At 68.9% G+C, this 20925-nt stretch carries 20 protein-coding genes; 14 read left to right on the forward strand and 6 right to left on the reverse strand.

What is annotated here, in order from left to right; translation table 11 throughout:
• Positions 1-14: 14 nt before the first annotated feature.
• The 4 genes from ACX938_RS03500 to ACX938_RS03515 all read left to right on the forward strand — a co-directional run bounded on the left by ACX938_RS03500 (position 15) and on the right by ACX938_RS03515 (position 4495).
• Positions 15-770, forward strand: a complete 756-nt coding sequence (locus ACX938_RS03500) for a cytochrome c biogenesis CcdA family protein (protein ID WP_232754960.1) — start codon at positions 15-17, stop codon at positions 768-770.
• A 142-nt stretch (positions 771-912) separates the two neighbouring features.
• Entirely contained in the window at positions 913-2142 is a 1230-nt protein-coding gene (locus ACX938_RS03505) for a hypothetical protein (protein WP_459429998.1), read from the forward strand.
• The gene (locus ACX938_RS03510; protein ID WP_459429999.1) at positions 2139-3509 is read left to right on the forward strand and encodes a cytochrome P450; all 1371 of its coding nucleotides are present in this window, start codon (positions 2139-2141) and stop codon (positions 3507-3509) included. Before ACX938_RS03505 ends, ACX938_RS03510 begins: the two co-directional genes overlap by 4 nt.
• 83 nt (positions 3510-3592) lie before the next feature.
• On the forward strand, positions 3593-4495 hold the full coding sequence (locus ACX938_RS03515; RefSeq protein ID WP_459430000.1) for a fructose bisphosphate aldolase: 903 nt from the start codon (positions 3593-3595) through the stop codon (positions 4493-4495).
• Positions 4496-4622: 127 nt separating this feature from the next.
• Here the strand turns inward: ACX938_RS03515 and ACX938_RS03520 are convergent, their stop codons facing one another.
• The 3 genes from ACX938_RS03520 to ACX938_RS03530 form a co-directional block, all read right to left on the reverse strand.
• Positions 4623-5906, reverse strand: a complete 1284-nt coding sequence (locus tag ACX938_RS03520) for an O-acetylhomoserine aminocarboxypropyltransferase/cysteine synthase family protein (protein WP_459430001.1) — start codon at positions 5904-5906, stop codon at positions 4623-4625.
• A 72-nt stretch (positions 5907-5978) separates the two neighbouring features.
• Complete coding sequence (locus tag ACX938_RS03525) at positions 5979-6983, reverse strand: hypothetical protein (protein WP_459430002.1); 1005 nt, start codon at positions 6981-6983, stop codon at positions 5979-5981.
• 238 nt (positions 6984-7221) lie between these two features.
• Positions 7222-7914, reverse strand: coding sequence for a metal-dependent hydrolase (locus tag ACX938_RS03530; protein ID WP_459430003.1), 693 nt, complete (start codon positions 7912-7914; stop codon positions 7222-7224).
• 452 nt (positions 7915-8366) lie between these two features.
• On the opposite strand from ACX938_RS03530, the gene gatC reads away from it, so the two are divergent.
• From gatC to ACX938_RS03550, 4 genes are read left to right on the forward strand one after another with little or no spacing between them, the layout of a single operon-like run.
• Positions 8367-8654, forward strand: a complete 288-nt coding sequence (gene gatC, locus ACX938_RS03535) for an Asp-tRNA(Asn)/Glu-tRNA(Gln) amidotransferase subunit GatC (RefSeq protein WP_232754967.1) — start codon at positions 8367-8369, stop codon at positions 8652-8654.
• 22 nt (positions 8655-8676) lie between these two features.
• Entirely contained in the window at positions 8677-10158 is a 1482-nt protein-coding gene (gene gatA, locus ACX938_RS03540) for an Asp-tRNA(Asn)/Glu-tRNA(Gln) amidotransferase subunit GatA (protein WP_459430004.1), read from the forward strand.
• A 34-nt stretch (positions 10159-10192) separates the two neighbouring features.
• Positions 10193-10915 (forward strand): hypothetical protein, encoded by a 723-nt coding sequence (locus ACX938_RS03545; RefSeq protein ID WP_459430005.1) that lies wholly within the window; start codon positions 10193-10195, stop codon positions 10913-10915.
• 11 nt (positions 10916-10926) lie between these two features.
• Positions 10927-11580, forward strand: coding sequence for an N-acetylmuramoyl-L-alanine amidase (locus ACX938_RS03550; protein ID WP_459430067.1), 654 nt, complete (start codon positions 10927-10929; stop codon positions 11578-11580).
• 210 nt (positions 11581-11790) lie between these two features.
• Here ACX938_RS03550 and ACX938_RS03555 read toward each other — a convergent pair whose 3' ends face one another.
• The gene (locus ACX938_RS03555; RefSeq protein ID WP_459430006.1) at positions 11791-13188 is read right to left on the reverse strand and encodes a helix-turn-helix domain-containing protein; all 1398 of its coding nucleotides are present in this window, start codon (positions 13186-13188) and stop codon (positions 11791-11793) included.
• Between the two features lie 43 nt (positions 13189-13231).
• The gene (locus ACX938_RS03560) at positions 13232-14455 is read right to left on the reverse strand and encodes a multidrug effflux MFS transporter (RefSeq protein ID WP_232754972.1); all 1224 of its coding nucleotides are present in this window, start codon (positions 14453-14455) and stop codon (positions 13232-13234) included.
• Positions 14456-14634: 179 nt separating this feature from the next.
• On the opposite strand from ACX938_RS03560, the gene ACX938_RS03565 reads away from it, so the two are divergent.
• From ACX938_RS03565 to ACX938_RS03590, 6 genes are all read left to right on the forward strand, one after another.
• A complete protein-coding gene (locus tag ACX938_RS03565) occupies positions 14635-16167 on the forward strand; it encodes an acyl-CoA carboxylase subunit beta (RefSeq protein WP_459430007.1) in 1533 nt (510 codons plus the stop codon).
• 328 nt (positions 16168-16495) lie between these two features.
• Positions 16496-16882, forward strand: a complete 387-nt coding sequence (locus tag ACX938_RS03570; protein ID WP_459430008.1) for a DUF6497 family protein — start codon at positions 16496-16498, stop codon at positions 16880-16882.
• Positions 16883-17099: 217 nt separating this feature from the next.
• Positions 17100-17246, forward strand: a complete 147-nt coding sequence (locus ACX938_RS03575; protein ID WP_232754975.1) for a hypothetical protein — start codon at positions 17100-17102, stop codon at positions 17244-17246.
• Between the two features lie 75 nt (positions 17247-17321).
• Positions 17322-17681: a hypothetical protein gene (locus ACX938_RS03580; RefSeq protein ID WP_459430009.1), complete on the forward strand. Its 360-nt coding sequence runs from the start codon at positions 17322-17324 to the stop codon at positions 17679-17681.
• A 364-nt stretch (positions 17682-18045) separates the two neighbouring features.
• Positions 18046-18249, forward strand: coding sequence for a hypothetical protein (locus tag ACX938_RS03585; RefSeq protein WP_232754977.1), 204 nt, complete (start codon positions 18046-18048; stop codon positions 18247-18249).
• A 140-nt stretch (positions 18250-18389) separates the two neighbouring features.
• Positions 18390-20390 (forward strand): acetyl-CoA carboxylase biotin carboxylase subunit, encoded by a 2001-nt coding sequence (locus ACX938_RS03590; RefSeq protein ID WP_459430010.1) that lies wholly within the window; start codon positions 18390-18392, stop codon positions 20388-20390.
• Between the two features lie 48 nt (positions 20391-20438).
• Here the strand turns inward: ACX938_RS03590 and ACX938_RS03595 are convergent, their stop codons facing one another.
• Positions 20439-20900, reverse strand: coding sequence for a DUF4174 domain-containing protein (locus ACX938_RS03595; RefSeq protein WP_459430011.1), 462 nt, complete (start codon positions 20898-20900; stop codon positions 20439-20441).
• Between the last annotated feature and the right edge of the window lie 25 nt (positions 20901-20925).

A 20925-nucleotide genomic window follows, 5' to 3' on the forward strand; every position in this document is an offset into this window, starting at 1 on the left:
CTTAGGCAGGGGGCATGTTCGGAATCGAGATCATCGACGCGGGCCTGATGCCGGCCATGTTCGTGGCGCTGCTGGCGGGCGGGCTGTCCTTCCTCAGCCCCTGCGTCCTGCCCATCGTGCCGCCCTACCTGGCCTTCATGTCGGGCGTCAGCATCTCCGAGATGCAGGAGGGCGCGGGCGCGGCCCGGCGCAAGGCGGGCCTCGCGGCGCTGTTCTTCGTGCTGGGGCTCTCGACGGTCTTCATTCTGCTGGGCTTCACAGCCTCCTGGCTCGGCACGCTGTTCCTGCAGAACCAGGTGCTTCTGGCGCGTATCTCGGGCGTGGTGGTGATCGTCTTCGGGCTGCACTTTCTGGGCGTCTTCCGCATCCCCTTCCTCGACCGCGAGGCGCGTTTCGAGGTTGGCGAGCGCGGCGGCTCGGCCTTTGGCGCCTATATCCTCGGGCTCGCCTTCGCCTTCGGCTGGACCCCCTGCATCGGCCCGCAGCTGGGCGCGATCCTGTCGCTGGCGGCCTCCGAGGCCGATGCGAGCCGGGGCGCGGCGCTTCTCGGCGTCTACGCGGCGGGCCTCGGCATTCCCTTCCTCTTGGCCGCGCTTTTCCTGACCCGCGCGATGGGGCTGATGAACCGGATGAAGCGGCATATGACGCTGATCGAGCGGATCATGGGCGGGCTTCTGGTGGCCGTGGGCCTGGCGCTGGTGACCGGGGCCTTCACCGCCTTCTCCTTCTGGCTGCTCGAGACCTTCCCGGCGCTGGCGCTGCTGGGCTGAGGCCCCGCGTGCGGGCCACACCGCCGTGCCCCCGGACAGCACGGGGACAATCGCGCCACAGGCGCCGGAACTGTCCCGAAATTCGCCTTAAACCTGCCGGAAAGCCGGGCTAGCCTCCCCCTTGGGCGAGAGGAGTGGAGCCATGGCTTTGACCGGACAGGAGGTGCGCCGCCGGCGGGTGTTCTATATCCCCGGCTACGACCCGATCCATCCGCGCCGCTACCGCGAGCTCTACCGCAAGGAGGGCGCGGCCCAGGCGGCGATCTCGGGTTACGGGATCACGCTGCGGCCCAAGACCACGGACGGCCCCTACGGCTGGCATGTCGACAGCGATTTCGACGGCGAGGTCACCGGCACCGACATCGAGGTGCTGGTCTGGTCCGACATCGTGCGCAGCAGCATGTCCGACTCGATCCCCGCGACCTATCTGAACCTTGTGCGCACCGCCTGGGCCTATATCGGCTCGGGCGCGCTTTGGCGGCTGATGCGGCTGCGCAAGGGGCCGGTGATCGCGGCGCTCTATCCGATCGGGATGCTGCTCCTGCAGGCGCTGATCGCGGTGCTGGCGGGCTGGGGCATCCTGCGCGGCGCGCAGATGCTGCTGCCGGGGCCCGGGCTTCTGGCGACGCTGATCGGCGCGCTGGCCGGGCTGGCGCTCGCCGTGGCGCTTTTGCGCTGGTTCAAGCGCCAGGACGGCAAGTTCTTCGCCTATTACCTGATGCACGATTATTCCTATTCCGCGCGCCACCGCGGCGCCACGCCGCCCGACCTCGAGGCGCGGCTGGCGGAGTTCGGCGAGGCCATCGCCGGGGCGCTCGACAGCCATGCCGACGAGGTGCTGGTGGTCGGCCATTCCTCGGGCGCGCATCTCGGCGTCTCGGTCCTGGCGGACCTCATCCGCGCAGGGCGCGTGCCCAAGGACGGCCCGCGCCTGGCGTTCCTGTCGCTGGGGCAGGTGGTGCCCATGGTCTCCTTCCTGCCGGATGCGCACCGGCTGCGCGCCGATCTGCACTACCTGGCCGCCCGGGACGAGCTGACCTGGGTCGATGTCACCGCGCCGGGCGACGGCTGCGCCTTCGCGCTTTGCGATCCGGTCTCGGTCTCGGGCGTGGCGCCCGAGGGCAAGCGCTGGCCCTTGGTCTTCTCGGCGCAGTTCACCCGCTCGCTCAGCGCCGAGCGCTGGCGCGCCCTGCGCTGGCGCTTCTTCCGGCTGCATTTCCAGTATCTCTGCGCCTTCGACCGACCGCTCGATTACGACTACTTCAAGATCACCGCCGGGCCGGTGAGCCTGGCCAGCCGCTACGCCGACCGGCCGCCCTCGATGAGCCGGATCGACGCGGCGGTGTCGAAATTCACCTCCATGGCGGCATGAGGCCGCCGAAGCCGCCCTCGCGCCCGGCGCGCGTCTCGCTCTGGCGTTACGCCAAGCTCTTTCGCGCCGACATCCTCTCGGCCCAGCCGGCGCGGCTTTACCGCGCCTGGATGGCCGAGTTCCGCACGCCTTTCTTCCGCTCCTACCTGCTGAACCAGCCCGAGCTGGTGAAGCTGGTCCTGAAGGATCGCCCCCGCGACTTCCCGAAGTCCGACCGCATCGGCGCGGGGCTGCGCCCGCTCCTGGGCGAAAGCGTCTTCCTGACCAATGGCGCCACCTGGGAGCGGCAGCGGCGGATCATCGACCCGGCCTTCGAGGGCGGGCGGCTGCGCGACACCTGGGCGCCGATGTGGGCGGCGGGGCAGGCCATGCTGGCGCGGCTTGAGGCGCGCAGCGGCGCGCCGCTCGAGATCGAGGCCGAGACCAGCCATGCCGCCGCCGACGTGATCTTCCGCACGCTTTTCTCGATCCCGATCGAGGATCAGACCGCCCAGGCGGTTTTCGAGGAGTTCCGCGCCTACCAGCGCAGCCAGCCGATCCTGAACCTCGCGGCCTTCCTGCCGCGGCTGCGCTTCCTGCCGCGCTTCTTCCGGCGCGACACCAAGGCCGCGGCCCGGCGGATCCGGGCGCTGATCACCGGGCTCTGCGAGGCGCGGCAGGCCGAGATCGAGGCGGGCACCGCGCCGGACGACCTTGCCACCAAGATCATGACCACCCGCGACCCCGAGACCGGAGAGACCTTCACCCCCGCCGAGATGGTCGACCAGGTGGCGATCTTCTTCCTGGCCGGGCACGAGACCTCGGCCTCGGCCCTGGCCTGGGCGCTGTATCTGCTGGCCACGCATCCCGAGTGGCAGGCGCGGCTCGCCGAGGAGGCCCATGCGCTGACCGGCGATTTCGCCGATGTCTCGCGCCTGAAGGTCAGCCGCGACGTCTTCCGCGAGACGCTGCGCCTTTATCCGCCGGTGCCGATGATCGTGCGCGAGGCGAGCTGCCCGGAGCGCTTCCGCGACCGCGAGATCGCCAAGGGCTCCCAGCTGGTCCTCAGCCCCTGGCACCTGCACCGCCACGAGCGGCTCTGGGAGGCGCCGGACGACTTCGACCCCGCCCGCTGGGGCACCGAGAACGGCAAGGCCTGCACGCGCGAGGCCTATATTCCCTTCTCCGCCGGGGCGCGGGTCTGCACCGGGGCGGGCTTTGCCATGGTCGAGGGGCCGCTCCTGCTGTCGCTGATCGCGCGGGACTTCGAGATCACCCCGGTCGCCGGCCGCCTGCCCGAGCCGGTGGCGCATCTGACCGTGCGTGCCCGCGACGGCATCCACCTGCGGCTGACGCCACGGGACGCCCGGGCGCGCCCCCAGTTTTAGCGCTAACCTCCTGGGCGCGCATCTATCTTCCCGGGCGGCTTCCGGCTATCACCAGATAAATTCCGAAAGATGCGAGGATGCGGATGGCACGGAACGACAGCACCTTCCAGGAACAGAAGACCCGCATGGGCGAGGGCGCCGGCTTCATCGCCGCGCTCGACCAGTCGGGCGGTTCGACCCCCAAGGCGCTGCGCCTCTACGGCGTCGAGGAAAGCGCCTATGACGGCGAGGACGAGATGTTCGCCGAGATCCACGCCATGCGCGCCCGGATCATCACCGCGCCCGAGTTCACCGGCGACAAGATCCTCGGCGCCATCCTCTTCGAGAAGACCATGCGCGGCGAGGTCGAGGACCGGCCCACCTCGGAGGCGCTCTGGAGCGCACGCGGCGTGGTGCCCTTCCTGAAGATCGACAAGGGCCTCGAGGACGAGGCCGAGGGCGTGCAGCTGATGAAGCCCATGCCGGGGCTCGACGACCTGCTGAAGGAGGCGCGCGGCTACGGTATCTTCGGGACCAAGGAACGCTCGGTCATCAAGCACGCCGACGCGGGTGGCATCGCCAAGATCGTGACCCAGCAGTTCGAGATCGGCCGCCAGGTCATGGCGGCGGGGCTGGTGCCGATCCTCGAGCCCGAGGTCGACATCCATTCCGAGACCAAGGCCGAGGCCGAGGCCATGCTGCGCGACGAGATTCTCTCGGGGCTCTCCGAGCTGTCCGAGGACCAGGACGTCATGCTGAAGCTGACGATCCCGACCGAGCCCGGCTTCTACGACGCGCTGGCCGATCATCCCCGGGTGCTGCGCGTGGTGGCGCTTTCGGGCGGCTATTCGACCGACGAGGCCTGCGAGCGGCTTTCGAAGAACCCCAAGATGATCGCGAGCTTCAGCCGCGCGCTGACCGAGGGGCTCTCGAAGGACCAGTCGGACCTCGAGTTCCGCCGCGCGCTGGGATCGAACATCGACAAGATCTACGCCGCCTCCTCCTGATCGACCTTGATCCGGCGGAGCGCGCGGGCCCTTGCGGCCCCCCGCGCGCAGGACATGAAACGGGCGGCCCCTCGGGGCCGCCCGTTTCGGTTCTGGATATGTCGCGCCCTGCGCGGACGGGCCGCGCTTAGCCCGTGGCCTTGGCCAACGCCTGGTCGAGGTCGCGGATCAGGTCCTCGGCGTCCTCGATCCCGATCGAGATCCGCACCACGTCCGGCGCGGCGCCCGCGGCCTTCTGCTGCTCCTCGGTGAGCTGGCGGTGGGTGGTCGAGGCGGAATGGATCACCAGGCTGCGGGTGTCGCCGAGGTTGGCGACATGGCTGAAGAGCTCGAGGCTGTCGACGAGCTTCACGCAGGCCGCGTAGCCGCCCTTCAGCGTCACCGTGAAGAGCCCGCCCGCGCCCTTGGGGCAGATCTGCGCCACCCGGTCGTGGTAGGGCGAGGAGGGCAGGCCCGCGTAGGTCACCGCCGCCACGGCGTCATGGCCCTCGAGCCAGGAGGCCACGCGCTCGGCGTTCTCGACGTGTTTCTTCATCCGCAGCGACAGCGTCTCGATACCCAGGAGCGTGTAATGCGCCGCCTGCGGGTTCAGCGTCATGCCGAGGTCGCGCAGCCCAACGGCGATGCCGTGGAAGGTGAAGGCCAGGGGCCCGAAGGTCTCGTGGAACTTCAGCCCGTGATAGGCGGGCTCGGGCTCGCTGAGCGAGGGGAACTTGCCCGAGGCCGACCAGTCGAATTTCCCTGAGTCGACCACGCAGCCGCCGGTGACCGTGCCGTTGCCGGTCAGGAACTTGGTCATGGAATGCACCACCAGCGTGGCGCCATGCTCGATCGGGCGGCAGAGATAGGGGGTGGCCGAGGTGTTGTCGACGATCAAGGGCAGGCCCGCCTTGTCGGCCACTTTCGCGGCGGCGTCGAGGTCGGTGATATAGCCGCCCGGGTTGGCGATCGATTCGCAAAAGATCGCGCGGGTGTCCTCGTCGATGGCCGCCTCGACCGCCGCCATGTCGTCGAAATCGACGAAGGTCGCCGACCAGCCGAAGCGCCGGATGGTCTGGCTGAACTGGGTGACCGAGCCGCCGTAGAGCCGGGTCGAGACCACCACGTTCTTGCCCGGCCCCATGAGCGGGAACAGCGCCATGATCTGCGCCGCATGGCCCGAGGAGCAGCAGACCGCCCCGGCGCCGCCCTCGAGGGTGGCCATCTTCTCCTGCAGGACGGCGACCGTGGGGTTGGTCAGCCGCGAGTAGATGAAGCCCACCTCCTGCAGGTTGAAGAGCGCCGCCGCGTGGTCGGCGTCGCGGAAGACATAGGCCGTGGTCTGGTAGATCGGCGTCTGCCGCGCGCCGGTGGCCGGGTCGGGCCGGGCGCCGGCGTGGATCAATAGCGTGTCGAACCCGTAATCGCTCATGGAAATCCCTCCTCGTCTGGGTTGGCCCCGACGCTAGGGGAACTGCCCGGAACAGGGAAGGTGCTTTGGGTCCTAGCGCATCCAGAAGCCGTGCTTCTTGATGCGGTTGCGGATCGCCTGTTCCTTGCGCGGCAGGTCGTCCCGGTCGAAGAGCGCGCGCACCTTGGCGCCGCGGCCCTGGTAGACCATGCGCTTGATCGGCTCGGAGCCCTTGAGCACCTTCTTCACCTTGTTGGGCGCGGTGATCTCTTCCAGCGTCTCGACCACGTAGTCGGGTTCGCGGGCGTAAAGGAGCGGCAGGAGCCGGTAGTGGCAGGTGGTCTCGCCGTCGAGCCAGCCGGGCTCCAGCGTGTCGCGCCCGCCGCCGAGCCCGTGGATCACCAGGGGCAGCGCCACCTGGTCGAGCCAGGGGTCGAGGCTCTGGCAGACCAGCTCCGCCGGCGGGTCGTCGCGGATCGACAGCGCGGTCTCGAGGAAACGCTCGGCGAAGGGCCGGGCGGCGGCGTAGTAGAAGAAGCCCGCGTTGAAATAGAGGTAGCGCCGCCAGTGCTCGTCCGGCTGGCCCCTGTCGAGCGAGCTTTCGAAGTCGAGCCCGAAGCGGTCGTAGAGGCTTTTCCAGGTGGCGGTATAGCCCGGCCCGTAAAGCTCGATCACCGGCCAGGTGCCCTCGCGCCGGAGCGAGGCCGAGGGCCGGGTGAAATCGAAGGGCACCCGCGCGAGGTCGCCGGTCACCAGCGTGTCGGTGTCGAAGAAGACGAAGGGCTCGTCCGGTGGCAGGGCGAAAAGCGCCTCGATCTTGTTGCCATAGGGGTAATCGGCGCCGAAGTGGCGGCTCTCGAAGGGCAGGAAGGTCGCGCCCTGGGCCTCGATCAGCTCGCGCAGCGCGGGCTCCTTGATGCGCGGATCATCGGGCCAGAGCGGCCCCGGCTGCGGTTCGGCCACGAAGAGCCGGAAGCGTGTGCCGGTGGTGCGGGCATTGAGCGAGAGCGCAAAGAGCGCGGCCTCGTAGCCGAGCCGGCCCTCCTGGCCCACGATGAGAAGATTGACCCGGTCGGGGTCGCTGCCTGTTCCGGCCATCCTGCCGCTGTCCCTGCCGCGTTTTCTGGGTGCGAGCCTAGACGAGAGCGGTGAGCGAGGGGAAGGGCTGGCGGGGAGAGGGAGCGTGTCGGTTTGGGGTGGGGTGGCTGGAGCCCTGAAAGGCGCAGAGTGCCGGGGTGGGTGCGCTTGGGCGCACCGCGCGAATACCAACGCCCCGCCGAAACCGACGGGGCGTTGCCTTTGTCCGCGGGCAGGGTGCGCCTGCCACTCGCCTAGCTCAAAGCTCGATCGCGCGCATCACCTCGGGCTCGATCACATCCACCCCCGGCAGCGCCTCGACCAGCGCCTCGGCAGATTGCTCAAGAAGCGGGAAGGTCTTGTAATGGCAGGGGATCACCGTCTTGAAGTCGAAGAAGGTCTTGGCCGCATAGGCCGCGCGCTTAATGTCCATGGTGAAATGCCCGCCGGCGCAGAGGATGCCGATCTCCGGGGCGTGCAGGTCGTTGAAGACCTTCATGTCGGCCATGACGTCGGTGTCGCCCGAGAGGTAGATCACCCGGCCCTCGGCCTCGATCATGTAGCCGCATTCCGAGCCCGCCGATTGCAGCACGCCCTCGCCCGGCATGGTCGAGCTGTGCACCGCATGCACCATGGTGATCTTCACGCCGTCGAGATCCACCGTGCCGCCCTTGTTGAAGCCCAGCGTGTCGAGCCCCTCGCGCTCGCCCCAGAAATTCATCAGGTCGAACTGGCCGACAACCTGCGCCTTCAGTTCGCGCGCGAGGTCCACGACCTCGGAGGCATGGTCGAAATGGCCGTGGGTCAGGAGGATATGGCTGGCCCCGGCAACCGCCTCGGCGCGGCGGTCGTCGGGAAAGCTGGGGTTGCCCGCAAGCCAGGGGTCGATCAGCAGCACCTTGCCGCCAATCTCGAGCCGGAAGGAGGCATGTCCGAGCCAGGTGAGTTTCATTTCCCTCTCCTACGTGTCTGGGACCGGGGTGGTCCGGGGTGGTTTGGCGGGAGCCTAGCATCTCTTGCGGGGGTGACGAGGGGGGGGTGGTTTTCCGTCCGGCCGGGCCATTGAGGCCCGCCCGGCCGGAGCGAGGGCTCTGCCCTCGCGCTCCCGGAGTATTTGAGGCCCGGTCAGGCCAGGGGCGGGGGGACGGGTGTTATGGGTCTGTGCTTTTGGTCTTGAGGTTCGGGCTGGCCATCCGTCCGGCCGGGCCATTGAGGCCCGCCCGGCCGGAGCGAGAGCTCTGCCCTCGCGCTCCCGGAGTATTTGGGGCCCGGTCAGGCCAAGGGGGCGGGGCGCGCCGGGGGAAACCTCGGGCCTTGGGGGCGCGGGCGGCTTGCGGGCGGAAGGGACGGGCGATAAAGGCGGGGGCCAGATCCACATGCACCCGATTTGAGAGGCCCTGCCCGATGTCGATCGATCAAGAAACGGCCAAACACGTCGCCAAGCTTGCCCGCATCCGGGTCGAGGAAGAGCGGCTTCCCGAGCTCGCCCAGGAGTTCAACACCATCCTGGGCTTCATCGAGCAATTGTCCGAGGTCGATGTCGAGGGCGTCGAGCCCATGGTCTCGGTCACGCCGATGCGGCTCAAGCGCCGCGCCGACGCGGTGACCGAGGGCGGCCAGCCCGAGCGGGTGCTCAAGAATGCGCCCGACGCCCGCGAAGGCTTCTTCGCGGTGCCGAAGGTCGTCGAATAAGCGGTCGGGAAGGGGCAGCGAGATGAGCGAGCTGAGCAAACTGAAGATCGCCGAGGCGCGCGACGCGCTGAAGAAGGGCGAGGTCACCTCCCTGGAGCTGACCGAGGCCTGCCTCGCGGAAATCGAGGGCGCCGATGCGCTCGGGGCCTTCGTGCACAAGACGCCCGAGCGCGCCCGCGAGATGGCTGAGGCCGCCGATGCGCGCATCCAGGCGGGCGAGTCTGCGGCGATGACCGGCATCCCCCTGGGCATCAAGGACCTGTTCTGCACCGAGGGCGTCGACAGCCAGGCCGCGAGCCGCATCCTCGAGGGCTTCCGCCCGGAGTATGAATCGACCGTGACCCGGCAGCTCTTCGAGGCCGGCGCGGTGATGCTGGGCAAGCTCAACATGGACGAGTTCGCCATGGGCTCCTCGAACGAAACCTCGACCTATGGCAACGCGGTCAACCCCTGGAAGGCGGGCGAGCAGGCGCTGACGCCGGGCGGCTCCTCGGGCGGCTCGGCCTCGGCGGTGGCGGCCGATCTCTGCCTCGCCGCGACCGGCACCGACACCGGCGGCTCGATCCGCCAGCCCGCGGCCTTCACCGGGATCACCGGGCTGAAGCCGACCTATGGCCGGGTCTCGCGCTGGGGCATCATCGCCTTCGCCTCCTCGCTCGACCAGGCCGGGCCGATGACCAAGGACGTGCGCGACGCGGCGATCATGCTGCAGGCCATGGCCGGGCACGACCCCAAGGACAGCACCTCGTCCGAACAGGCCGTGCCGGACTTCGAGGCCATGCTGACCGGCGACATCAAGGGCAAGACCATCGGCATTCCGCGCGAATACCGGCTCGACGGCATGCCCGAGGAGATCGAGGCGCTCTGGGCCGAGGGCCGCAAGATGCTCGAGGATGCCGGCGCCAAGGTGGTCGACATCTCGCTGCCGCACACGAAATACGCGCTGCCGACCTATTACGTGATCGCCCCCGCGGAGGCCTCCTCGAACCTCGCGCGCTACGACGGGGTGCGCTACGGCCGCCGCGCCCAGCTGGCGCAGGGCGACGGCATCACCGAGATGTACGAGAAGACCCGCGCCGAGGGCTTCGGCCACGAGGTCCAGCGCCGCGTCATGGTCGGCACCTATGTGCTCTCGGCGGGCTTCTACGACGCCTATTACAACCGCGCCCGCAAGGTCCGCACGCTGATCAAGCGCGACTTCGAGGAGGTCTTCGCCCAGGGTGTCGACGCGATCCTGACGCCGGCCACCCCCTCGGCGGCCTTTGGCCTGGGCGAGATGCAGGACGCCGACCCGGTCAAGATGTATCTCAACGATGTGTTCACCGTGACGGTGAACCTCGCGGGGCTTCCGGGCGTTTCGGTCCCGGCGGGCACCGACCGGCAGGGCCTGCCGCTTGGGCTGCAGCTCATCGGGCGCCCCTGGGAAGAGGGCGATCTGCTGAATACCGCCTATGCGCTCGAGCGCGCGGCGGGCTTCGTGGCAAAGCCCGAGCGCTGGTGGTAACGGCCGGCAACGAATGCATTCGGAGGTGCGCGTGATGCGCTTTCACATCCTGATCCCCGCGGCGCTGGTCTCGCTTTCGGCCTGCGCGCCCTCGATCCCCGACAGCGGCGCGGGCGTGGGCTTCGACGCCTATGACGACAATCGCCGCGCGGCGGTCGACGCCGAGCTCGAGGGCGGGGCCATGTCGGCGCCCGCCGAGGTCGAGAGCCAGCCGCTGGACGGCGGCTCGGGCGAGGACGGCGGCGCAGAGGGTGACGTGGCCGACATGGCCGCCCGGGCGCTCGCGCGCGAGCAGAACTCCGGCGTCGATCCGGTCAATGCCTCGCCCTCGAACCCGCCGCCGCAGCAGGTCAGCAATGCCGCCGGCATTTCGGACGAACAGGACTTCGACGCGGTCTCCGACGAACGCTCGATCGAGCAGGACGCCGCGCTGATCGCGCAGAACCGCGCGCAATACGAGGTCGTCCAGCCCGGCGCCGTGCCGCAGCGGCAGGGCAACGAAGGGCCGAACATCGTGGCCTATGCGCTGCAGACCGACAATGCCGTGGGCCAGCCGCTCTATCGCCGCGGGCCCTTCTCCTCGAAGGACAAGGAGGCGCGGAACTGCCGGGCCTATGCCTCGGCGGACCTCGCGCAGGAGGCCTTCCTGGCCGCGGGCGGGCCCGAGCGCGACCGCGAGGGGCTGGACGCCGACGGCGACGGCTTCGCCTGCGGCTGGAACCCCGAGGTCTTCCGCTCCTCGGTCCGCGGGGGCTGAGAATCGAGCGGCTGACCTCGCCCAACTCCGGGCCGCGCCGCGAGGGCGCGCGGCCCGATCACGTCGTCCTGCATTACACCGCCATGACCAGCGCCGAGGCGGCGGTCAAGCGGCTCTGCCTGCCCGAGGCGCAGGTCTCGGCGCATTACGTCCTGGCCGAGGACGGGCGCGGCTGGCAGCTCGTCGAGGAGGCGCTGCGCGCCTGGCACGCGGGCGCGGGCCGATGGGGCGCGATCACCGACATGAACTCCCGTTCGATCGGGATCGAGCTGGCCAATACCGGCGCGCAGCCCTTTCCCGAGCCGCAGATGGCGGCGCTGGAGCGGCTTCTGGCGGAGATCCTGAGCCGCTGGGAGATCGCGCCCGCGCGAGTGATCGGCCATTCCGACATGGCGGTGGGGCGCAAGATCGACCCCGGCCCGCGCTTCGACTGGCGCCGGCTGGCGCGGCGCGGGCTGGCGGTCTGGCCCGAGCCCGGGCGCCCGGGGGATTTCGAGGCCGACGCGCGGCGCGCGGGCTATGCCTGGGCGCCGGGGCAGGAAGAGGCGCTTCTCTCCGCGGTGCGCGCGCGGCTGAGGCCCTGGGGGCGAGGGGCGCTTTGCGATGCGGACCGCGCGGTCATCGCGGGGCTGGCGCGGGACTATCCGGTGGTCTCGGAGGAGTAACGGCGCGCGGGGTTCTCTGGGTCGCTTTGGGGCGTTTTACCATAAAAATCAGACGTTTGCGCGGGTGGAAGGCGCGGGTGTGCGAGGGCTCTGCCCTCGCGCTCCCGAGGTATTTTGACCAAGCTGAAGCAGGTGTGGCTGCGCCTGGGGTTGGGGCGGTCGGGCTTGGGTGGTTGGTGCTGCGGGCAACGGGAGGAGAAGGGGGGCGCCTCACTCGACGCTGTAGGGCAGCAGGCCGCGTTCGTCGGGGGCGATATGCAGGCGGCGTTCGAGCGGCGGGACCGAGCGCTGGTGGCAGTCGCGGCGCTCGCAGATGCGGCAGGAGATGCCGATCGGCTCGAAGGTGTCGGTGCGGCTGAGGTCGAGCCCGTCGGCATAGGTCAGCGCGCCCGCATGGGTGACCTCGCAGCCGAGCGCGATGGCGTAGCGGCGGACCGGCGCGCCGAAGCTGCCGCCGGGTTTCGAGACGTCGCGCGCCAGGCTGATGTAGCGCACCCCGTCCGGCGTCTCGGCCAGCTGGCGCAGGAAGCGGCCCGGGGTCTCGAAGGCACGGTGCACGTTCCAGAGCGGGCAGGCGCCGCCGTAGCGCGCGAATTGCAGCCGGGTCGCGGAATGGCGCTTGGTGATCGTGCCGGCCTGGTCGACGCGCACGAAGAAGAAGGGGATGCCCTTGGCGCCGGGGCGCTGCAGCGTCGAGAGCCGATGCGCCACCTGTTCGATCGAGGCATGGAAGCGCGCGGCCAGAAGCTCGAGGTCGTGGCGCACCTCCTGGGCGGCGGTGAGAAAGGCGGTATAAGGCATCAGCGCGGCGCCGGCGAAATAATTCGCCAGGCCGATCTTGGCGATGGCGCGGGCCTCCTCGGACTGGAAGCGCGCGAGGTCGAGCGTCGCCTCGAGAAGCGGGTCCTGGTCGTTCAGCGCGATCTGCAGGAGCATCTGGAAGACCTGCGTCTCGAAGGGGGCGAGCGCGTTCAGCGTCAGGCATCGCCCCCGCGCGTCGTAGCGGCGGAGCGGTGCGCTGTCCTCGAAGCGGGTCTCGATGCCCTGGCCCGCGAGATGGGCGATCAGCGCCCGGCGCGGGTCCTCGCGCTCGGCGAGGCGGCGGGCGAAATGCTCCGCCGCGCGGTCCACGGCGTCGATGTAATTGTCGCAGTAGTGGAAGAAGTCGCGCACCTCCTCCCAGGGGGAGGGGGCGAGCCGGGCGTCCTCGCGCCCCAGCGCCTCGTCGAGCGAGGCCAGCCGCTCGTGGGTCTGGCGGTAGGCGCGGTGCAGCTCGAGGAAGGCGCGCGCGAGCCCCGGTGCATTGGCCGCGGTCAGCCGCAGGTCGGCGAGCGGCGGGGCATCGGCGAAGACCGGGTCGGCGAGCGCCTCGCGCATGTCGGTGATCAGCCGCTCGGCATCGCCGCGGCCAAGCTCGGTGACGTCGAAGCCGAACTCCTGCGCCAGCGCCAGCACCACCGTGGTGGAGACCGGGCGGTTGTTGTTCTCCATCTGGTTCAGATAGGGCAGCGAGACCCCGAGCTTGGCCGCGAAGTCGCGCTGTGTCAGCGCCAGGCGGGTGCGCAGGTCGCGCAGCTTCGCCCCGGCGTAGAGTTTCTGTTGGGCCATGATTTGCGCCTTTGCAGCTTTCGCCGCCAAGTTTGCAAATTGCTCAGGCCGGGTCCAGCCTCGCGATCTGGCGTTCGCGGCGGATCACCACGAGGATCGCCAGCACGCCGAAGATCGCGGTGACGAGCTGCAGCCAGAGGAGCGGCCAGGGCCCGGTTCCGGGCTGCAAAAGCATCCCCGCGAGCGCCGAGAGCGCCGCGCCGAGGCCGATCATGATGGCGCCGGCGAGCCCCGAGGCGGTGCCCGCGAGGTGCGGGCGGACCGAAAGCGCGCCGGCGGTGCCGTTGGGGATGGTCATGCCGTTGCCGAGGCCCACGAAACACATGAAGCCGAAGAAGCTCAGCGCCGAGCCCCAGCCCATCAGGAAGACCAGCATGGAGATCAGGATGCCCGCGCCGTTGATCAGCGCGCCGGCCAGCACCATGCGGTTGACCCCGAAGCGGGTGGAGAAGCGCCCCGAGGCGAAATTGCCGAGGAAATAGCCGACCGCCGGGGCGCCGAAATAGATGCCGAGCCAGGCGGGGCTGAGGCCGAAGACCTCGGTGCCGACGAAGGGCGCGCCGCCGAGATAGGAGAAGAAGGCCCCCGACGACATGCCCGCGGCCATGGCGTAGCCCCAGAAGCGCGGCGAGGCGAAAAGCTCGGGGTATTCGCGGAACTGCTGGATCAGCGTCAGCCCCGAGGGGCGCGCGGTCTCGCCCAGATCGCGCCAGGTCAGCCAGAAGATCGCGAGCCCCAGCGCCAGCAGCAGCCAGAAGTTGGCCTGCCAGCCGAAGAGCTCGTCGAGCACGCCGCCGATCGCCGGGCCGATCATCGGCACCACCGCCATGCCCATGGTGACATAGCCGATCATCGAGGCGGCGCGGTCCTGGGGGACCATGTCGCGCACCACCGCGCGGCTCAGCACCATGGCGGTCACGATGGCCGCCTGCATCATGCGGAAGACCAGGAAGACATAGACATTGGTCGAGATCAGGCAGCCGAGCGTGGCCAGGCAGAAGATCGCGATGCCGCCGAGGATCACCGGGCGGCGGCCGATCTTGTCGGAGATCGGGCCGACGAAGATCTGCAGGATGGCGTTGACCGCGAGATAGACCGCCACGGACAGCTGGATCAGCCGGTATTCGGTGTCGAAATACTCGACCATCCGCGGCAGGCTCGGCAGGAAGATGTTCATCGCCGAGGCCGAGACGCCCGAAAGCAGGATCAGCGTGGCAAGATGCGGCGGGGTGCTGCGGTCGAGAAACCGCGTGTCGGGGGCGCTCATGGGCAAAGCTCTAGGCCCGGCGGTGCCGGAAGTCCATAAAGCCGCGTCGCGCTTGGGTTGATTTGCGGATTTGCATTTCGCAAAGTCAAGATTTTCCAAACTTTGCAAATTTGCCGAATTTTTCTTGTCCGGCCCCCCGCGATTTGGCAGGTGCAGCTTATGCGACAAGGGAGTGGGTCATGAAAGATATCCTGCGCGAGCTGGAAGAGCGGCGCACCGAGGCGCGGCTCGGGGGCGGGCAGAAGCGCATCGACGCGCAGCACGCCAAGGGCAAGCTGACCGCGCGCGAGCGCATCGAGCTGCTGCTCGACGAGGACTCCTTCGAGGAGTTCGACATGTTCGTGGCCCATCGCTGCACCGATTTCGGCATGGAGAAACAGCGCCCCTACGGCGACGGCGTGATCACCGGCTGGGGCACGATCAACGGCCGCATGGTCTATGTCTTCAGTCAGGACTTCACCGTCTTCGGCGGCTCGCTTTCCGAGACCCATGCCCAGAAGATCTGCAAGATCATGGACATGGCCATGCAGAACGGCGCGCCGCTGATCGGGCTGAACGACTCTGGCGGGGCGCGCATCCAGGAAGGCGTGGCAAGCCTCGCGGGCTATGCCGAGGTCTTCCAGCGCAACATCATGGCCTCCGGCGTGATCCCGCAGATTTCGGTCATCATGGGCCCCTGCGCGGGCGGGGCGGTCTACAGCCCGGCGATGACCGACTTCATCTTCATGGTGAAGGACAGCTCCTACATGTTCGTCACCGGGCCCGACGTGGTGAAGACCGTGACCAACGAGGTCGTGACCGCCGAGGAGCTCGGCGGCGCCTCGACCCACACGAAGAAAAGCTCGGTCGCCGATGCCGCCTTCGAGAACGATGTCGAGGCCCTGGCCGAGGTCCGCCGCCTGGTGGACTTCCTGCCGCTCAACAACCGCGAGAAGCCGCCGGTGCGGCCCTTCTTCGACGAGCCGGGCCGGCAGGAAGGCTCGCTCGACACGCTGGTGCCCGAGAACGCGAACACGCCTTACGACATGAAGGAGCTGATCGTGAAGGTCGCCGACGAGGGCGACTTCTACGAGATCCAGGAAGACTTCGCGAAGAACATCATCACCGGCTTCGTCCGCCTCGAGGGGCAGACCGTGGGCGTGGTGGCGAACCAGCCGATGGTGCTCGCGGGCTGTCTCGACATCGACAGCTCGCGCAAGGCGGCGCGTTTCGTGCGCTTCTGCGACGCCTTCGAGATCCCGATCCTGACCTTCGTGGACGTGCCGGGCTTCCTGCCGGGGACGGGGCAGGAATACGGCGGCGTCATCAAGCACGGGGCGAAGCTTCTCTTTGCCTATGGCGAGGCGACGGTGCCCAAGGTCACGGTGATCACCCGCAAGGCCTATGGCGGGGCCTATGACGTGATGGCCTCGAAGCACCTGCGCGGGGATTTCAACTACGCCTGGCCCACCGCCGAGATCGCGGTCATGGGGGCCAAGGGCGCGACCGAGATCCTCTATCGCTCCGAGCTGGGCGATGCCGAGAAGATCGCTGCGCGCACCCAGGAATACGAGGACCGCTTCGCCAATCCCTTCGTCGCGGCCGAAAAGGGCTTCATCGACGAGGTGATCCAGCCGCGCTCGACGCGGCGGCGGGTCAGCCGGGCCTTTGCCTCGCTCCGGGGCAAGAAGCTCGAGAATCCCTGGAAGAAGCACGACAACATTCCGCTGTGATCCGGGCGGGCAGGGGCCAAGCGGCCTTTGCCCCGCTCAGGCGCAATGAGGCAGCAAAGGACGCGACATGCATCGGCATGAAGCACATCGCCCAAAGATTGATCTTGCGGAAAACGCGGCGCTGCGTCAGGGTGCCGTCCAACGTCCTGGCGGCGGGGTCTTGACCCGCGCTCTGACGGCCCGGTTTCCGGGCCAGCGCCAGGAGAGAGATGCGGGTGCGACCCGCCTTTCGGCAGCCTCGGCGGGAGGAGCCCGGCAACGGGGCCGGGGCTGCCACTTTCCCCCCTTATCAATGTCTTGGCCGGCGTCCCTCGCGGGATCTGCCGCCGTGGCTTTGACCCTTTGCGCCGGGCCTGCCGTGGCGCAGGAGGGCGGTGCCGAGGCCGAGGTCGCGCTGCCCTCGGGCGCCTCCGCGGCGCTCCAGGAGATTCTCGTCGAGGAGCGCGACAGCGGTCAGCGGCTCATGCGGATGCGCTATGTCGACCCCGCCATCACCGCCCGCGCCGAGGACCTTGAGCAGCTTTCCGCCGATATGGATTACCTCTGCCAGGAGGTGGCGCTGCCCGGTTTTCCGGCAGACAGGCCGCGGCCCGACCGGCTGGTGATCTCCATCGGCTCCGAACCCTCGGTCTTCGGGGTCGCGCACCCCGGCATCACCCAGGTCTTCGAGGCCTATCGCATCGAAGACGACCGCTGCATCTGGGAGGCTTTCTGATGAACCCGCAAGATGTTGTTTTCATGGCCCGGGCCTGTGGACAACCTGCGTCAGTCGCGCGTGATTCCGCGACTGCGCAAGGCGCCCCGTGTCTTCCGCTTTCGTCTTGCTATATGGTCGGTCGCGATTGCACCCAAGCAATCGCAACCTCGACTGGACACGGCGCATTGACTGAGGCAGCGTCCGTGCATCCGCTACGGAACAACAGGAGACAGGAATGTCCAAGAGCATCAAACTTCTCGCACTTTTCGGCTTCGTCACCGCAGTCGCAGCTTGCGGCCAGCAGGCAGCCGAAGAAGAGTTCGTCGTGGTCGAGCCCGAGCCGATCACCACTGAGCCGGTCCAGACCGGCAAGTACAAGTAATCGCGTCCCGGGGCGGCGTCACACCGCCGCCCCGGTTCCCGGCCCCGCGCGGCGCCTTCTTCAGGAGGCGGGCCGATGATCAAGCACCGCGGTTTCCCGGGCCGTCTGCCCGGCAGCGACTTCCAGTTCACCATCCGCCGCGCCAACCCCAAGGGCGCCACGCCGCTGGTCCGGCGCGACCGTTACGCCGACCGCCGCGCCCCCGACCGGCGCGCGGACCTGTGGTTCATGGCAGCCCTCTGGGACCAGTTCGGCACCGAGCCCTTCGCGCGCGGCAACCTCGACGCGGGCCGGCTGTCCTGGCTCTTCGGGCGCGAGGTGCTGCCTTATGACGACCCCTTCGACCCCGAGGATTACGACGCCCTCCTGGTGATCGACGAGGCCGCCGCCCGCGCCGCCTTCCCCGAGGCCATCGACGGGGACATCTGGGCATGATCTTGCCGAGCCACAGGCCCGATGAGCGGGGAGAAGCCGAAATCCGCCGCACCGGGAATCCGGGGTTTCCGGGGCAGGGGGGCCGCGACATTCTGCCCCTGTCCCCAAGGGGATCGCACGCGGTCCGGTTCGTTGCACCGGCCGTCTACCGTTACCCTTCCCCTTCCGGGCGGTCCGGATTATCCCCGATCCGACCGCCCGGTCTTTTCCCCGATCGGCCCGCGCGCGGTGCCTGCCGCCGCGCGACGGACGGGCTGCAATCCGCCCAAGACGGCTCTGATGCGCTTTTCGGATGGAACCCCGTTCGAAACTTGTGTGTTATCGCACTATCGAACGTTTCTTTGCCTATCAGGGAGCAGAATCCATGCGTCACATCGCAAAAATCTCGGCAGTCTTCGCCCTTCTCGGTCTCGCGGCTTGCGGCGACACCCTCGGTGAGCAGGCGCTCATCGGCGGCGCGGCCGGCGCCGGCACCGCAGCAGCCACCGGCGGCGACGCCACCACGGGCGCCGTGGTCGGCGCGGCGGGCAACGTCGCTTACTGCCGGACCTATCCGAACCGCTGCTGATCGCAGCCGGACCGCCCTCGCGCGGTCCCTGACAGATATTCCGAAGGCCATCGGGGCAGGGCGCCCCGGTGGCCTTTTTTCTTTGCACGCTGCCGAAGGGGCCCCGCGCGGCCCCGCGGCCCACTGAAGGGGGGACGCCCATGTTCAACAAGATCCTGATCGCCAACCGCGGCGAGATCGCCTGCCGGGTCATCAAGACCGCGCGTGAGATGGGCATCGCCACCGTGGCGATCTACTCCGACGCCGACAAGAACGCCCTGCACGTCGAGATGGCCGACGAGGCGGTGCACATCGGCCCGGCGCCCGCCAACCAGTCCTACATCGTGATCGACAAGGTCATGGCCGCGATCCGCGAGACCGGCGCCGAGGCGGTGCACCCGGGCTACGGCTTCCTGTCGGAGAACCCGAAGTTCGCCGAGGCCCTCGAGGCCGAGGGCGTCGCCTTCATCGGCCCGCCCAAGGGCGCGATCGAGGCCATGGGCGACAAGATCACCTCGAAGAAGCTCGCCCAGGAGGCCGGGGTGAACACCGTGCCCGGCTACATGGGCCTGATCGAGGACGCCGAGGAGGCGGTGAAGATCTCCACCGAGATCGGCTACCCGGTGATGATCAAGGCCTCCGCCGGCGGCGGCGGCAAGGGCATGCGCATCGCCTGGAGCGACGAGGAGGCCCGCGAGGGCTTCCAGTCTTCCAAGAACGAGGCCGCCAACAGCTTCGGCGACGACCGGATCTTCATCGAGAAATTCGTCACCCAGCCGCGCCACATCGAGATCCAGGTGCTGGCGGATTCGCACGGCAACTGCATCTACCTCAACGAGCGGGAATGCTCGATCCAGCGCCGCAACCAGAAGGTCATCGAAGAGGCGCCCTCGCCCTTCCTCGACGAGGCGACGCGCCGCAAGATGGGCGAACAGGCCTGCGCGCTGGCCAAGGCGGTGGGCTATACCTCCGCCGGCACCGTCGAGTTCATCGTCGACGGCGAGAAGAACTTCTACTTCCTCGAGATGAACACCCGCCTGCAGGTCGAACACCCGGTGACCGAGCTGATCACCGGCATTGACCTCGTGGAGCAGATGATCCGCGTGGCCGGCGGCGAGGCGCTCTCGATCGCGCAGGGCGACGTGGGCATCAAGGGCTGGGCGATGGAGAGCCGGCTCTACGCCGAGGATCCCTACCGCAACTTCCTGCCCTCGATCGGCCGGCTGACGCGCTACCGCCCGCCCGAGGAGGGCCCCCTGGGCGAGGGCGTGGTGCGCAACGACACCGGCGTCTTCGAGGGCGGCGAGATCTCGATGTATTACGACCCGATGATCGCCAAGCTCTGCACCTGGGGGCAGGACCGCGCTAGCGCCATCGAGACCATGCGCATCGCGCTCGACGCCTTCGAGGTCGAGGGCATCGGTCACAACCTGCCCTTCCTCTCGGCGGTCATGGATCACCCGAAGTTCGCCGCGGGCGACATGACCACCGCCTTCATCGCCGAGGAATACCCCGAGGGCTTCGGCGGCGTGGCGCTCGACGCGGCCTCGCTGCGCCGGATCGCGGCGGCCACGGCGGCGATGAACCGCATCGCCGAGATCCGCCGCGCGCGCATCTCGGGCCGGCTCGACAACCACGAGCGCCACGTCGGCAGCGACTGGAACGTGACGCTCCAGGGCGAAAGCTTCGACGTCAAAGTCGAGGCCGACCCCGAGGGCGCCACCGTGCGCTTCGCCGATGGCGGCAGCCACCGCGTGACTGGCGGCTGGACCCCGGGCGACGCGCTGGCGCGGATGCAGATCGACGGCGCGCCGCTGATCATGAAGGTCGGCAAGATCTCGGGCGGTTTCCGCATCCGCTCGCGCGGGGCGGACCTCAAGGTGCATGTGCGCACCCCGCGCCAGGCCGATCTCGCCCGGCTGATGCCCGAGCGCGAGGCGCCGGACACCTCGAAGATGCTGCTCTGCCCGATGCCGGGGCTGATCGTCTCGGTCAATGTCGCCGAGGGCGACGAGGTCCAGGAAGGCCAGGCGCTCTGCACCGTCGAGGCGATGAAGATGGAGAACATCCTGCGCGCCGAGAAGAAGGCCGTGGTCTCCAAGATCAACGCGGGCCCCGGCGACAGCCTCGCCGTGGACGACGTGATCATGGAGTTCGAATAAGGCCATGGGGCCCCGCGCGGCATATCTCCGCCCGGGCGGCGCGGCGCGTCACTCGCGCGTCGTGCCCTGGCGGTCGCGGATCTCCTGCTGGCGCACCGGCAGCTTGTCGATCGAGCGGCTGAGCTCGCGCACGCTCCAGGGGAAGGGCTTTCGCAGCACCCGCGTGCCGTCCTTGGCGATTAGCACCAGCATGAAGCCGCGCGGCCTGAGCTCGCGGCGCAGCGCCGAGCGCGCCGCGGGGTCGGTGTCGGTCAGCACCACCACGTCGCGATCCTCGAGCGCGTCGGGCCGGTCGGCGATGAACTGCATCTGCTGGACGTATCGCGGATCGGCCGGGCTGTCGGCGAAGACCACGATCGGCCGTTTCAGCCAAAGGAACTCCTCGAGGCTGCGCTCGCCGGCCTCCTGGACAAGCTCGGTGGGATCGGCCCCGGCATCCGCGGCCTGCGCGCCGGGCGCGGCAAGTGACATGGACAGGGTCAGGGCGAGGGCTGTGAAGATCCGCGTCATGCCCGCCAATATATGCCCAAAACCC

Source organism: Roseivivax sp., from assembly GCF_054552075.1.

Bases quoted from the DNA above. Each gene is read 5' to 3' on its own strand.
- ACX938_RS03500 (WP_232754960.1), top strand. From the start codon at position 15: ATGTTCGGAATCGAGATCATCGACGCGGGCCTGATGCCGGCCATGTTC.
- ACX938_RS03505 (WP_459429998.1), top strand. From the start codon at position 913: ATGGCTTTGACCGGACAGGAGGTGCGCCGCCGGCGGGTGTTCTATATC.
- ACX938_RS03510 (WP_459429999.1), top strand. From the start codon at position 2,139: ATGAGGCCGCCGAAGCCGCCCTCGCGCCCGGCGCGCGTCTCGCTCTGG.
- ACX938_RS03515 (WP_459430000.1), top strand. From the start codon at position 3,593: ATGGCACGGAACGACAGCACCTTCCAGGAACAGAAGACCCGCATGGGC.
- ACX938_RS03520 (WP_459430001.1), bottom strand. From the start codon at position 5,906: ATGAGCGATTACGGGTTCGACACGCTATTGATCCACGCCGGCGCCCGG.
- ACX938_RS03525 (WP_459430002.1), bottom strand. From the start codon at position 6,983: ATGGCCGGAACAGGCAGCGACCCCGACCGGGTCAATCTTCTCATCGTG.
- ACX938_RS03530 (WP_459430003.1), bottom strand. From the start codon at position 7,914: ATGAAACTCACCTGGCTCGGACATGCCTCCTTCCGGCTCGAGATTGGC.
- gatC (WP_232754967.1), top strand. From the start codon at position 8,367: ATGTCGATCGATCAAGAAACGGCCAAACACGTCGCCAAGCTTGCCCGC.
- gatA (WP_459430004.1), top strand. From the start codon at position 8,677: ATGAGCGAGCTGAGCAAACTGAAGATCGCCGAGGCGCGCGACGCGCTG.
- ACX938_RS03545 (WP_459430005.1), top strand. From the start codon at position 10,193: ATGCGCTTTCACATCCTGATCCCCGCGGCGCTGGTCTCGCTTTCGGCC.
- ACX938_RS03555 (WP_459430006.1), bottom strand. From the start codon at position 13,188: ATGGCCCAACAGAAACTCTACGCCGGGGCGAAGCTGCGCGACCTGCGC.
- ACX938_RS03560 (WP_232754972.1), bottom strand. From the start codon at position 14,455: ATGAGCGCCCCCGACACGCGGTTTCTCGACCGCAGCACCCCGCCGCAT.
- ACX938_RS03565 (WP_459430007.1), top strand. From the start codon at position 14,635: ATGAAAGATATCCTGCGCGAGCTGGAAGAGCGGCGCACCGAGGCGCGG.
- ACX938_RS03575 (WP_232754975.1), top strand. From the start codon at position 17,100: ATGTCCAAGAGCATCAAACTTCTCGCACTTTTCGGCTTCGTCACCGCA.
- ACX938_RS03580 (WP_459430009.1), top strand. From the start codon at position 17,322: ATGATCAAGCACCGCGGTTTCCCGGGCCGTCTGCCCGGCAGCGACTTC.
- ACX938_RS03585 (WP_232754977.1), top strand. From the start codon at position 18,046: ATGCGTCACATCGCAAAAATCTCGGCAGTCTTCGCCCTTCTCGGTCTC.
- ACX938_RS03590 (WP_459430010.1), top strand. From the start codon at position 18,390: ATGTTCAACAAGATCCTGATCGCCAACCGCGGCGAGATCGCCTGCCGG.
- ACX938_RS03595 (WP_459430011.1), bottom strand. From the start codon at position 20,900: ATGACGCGGATCTTCACAGCCCTCGCCCTGACCCTGTCCATGTCACTT.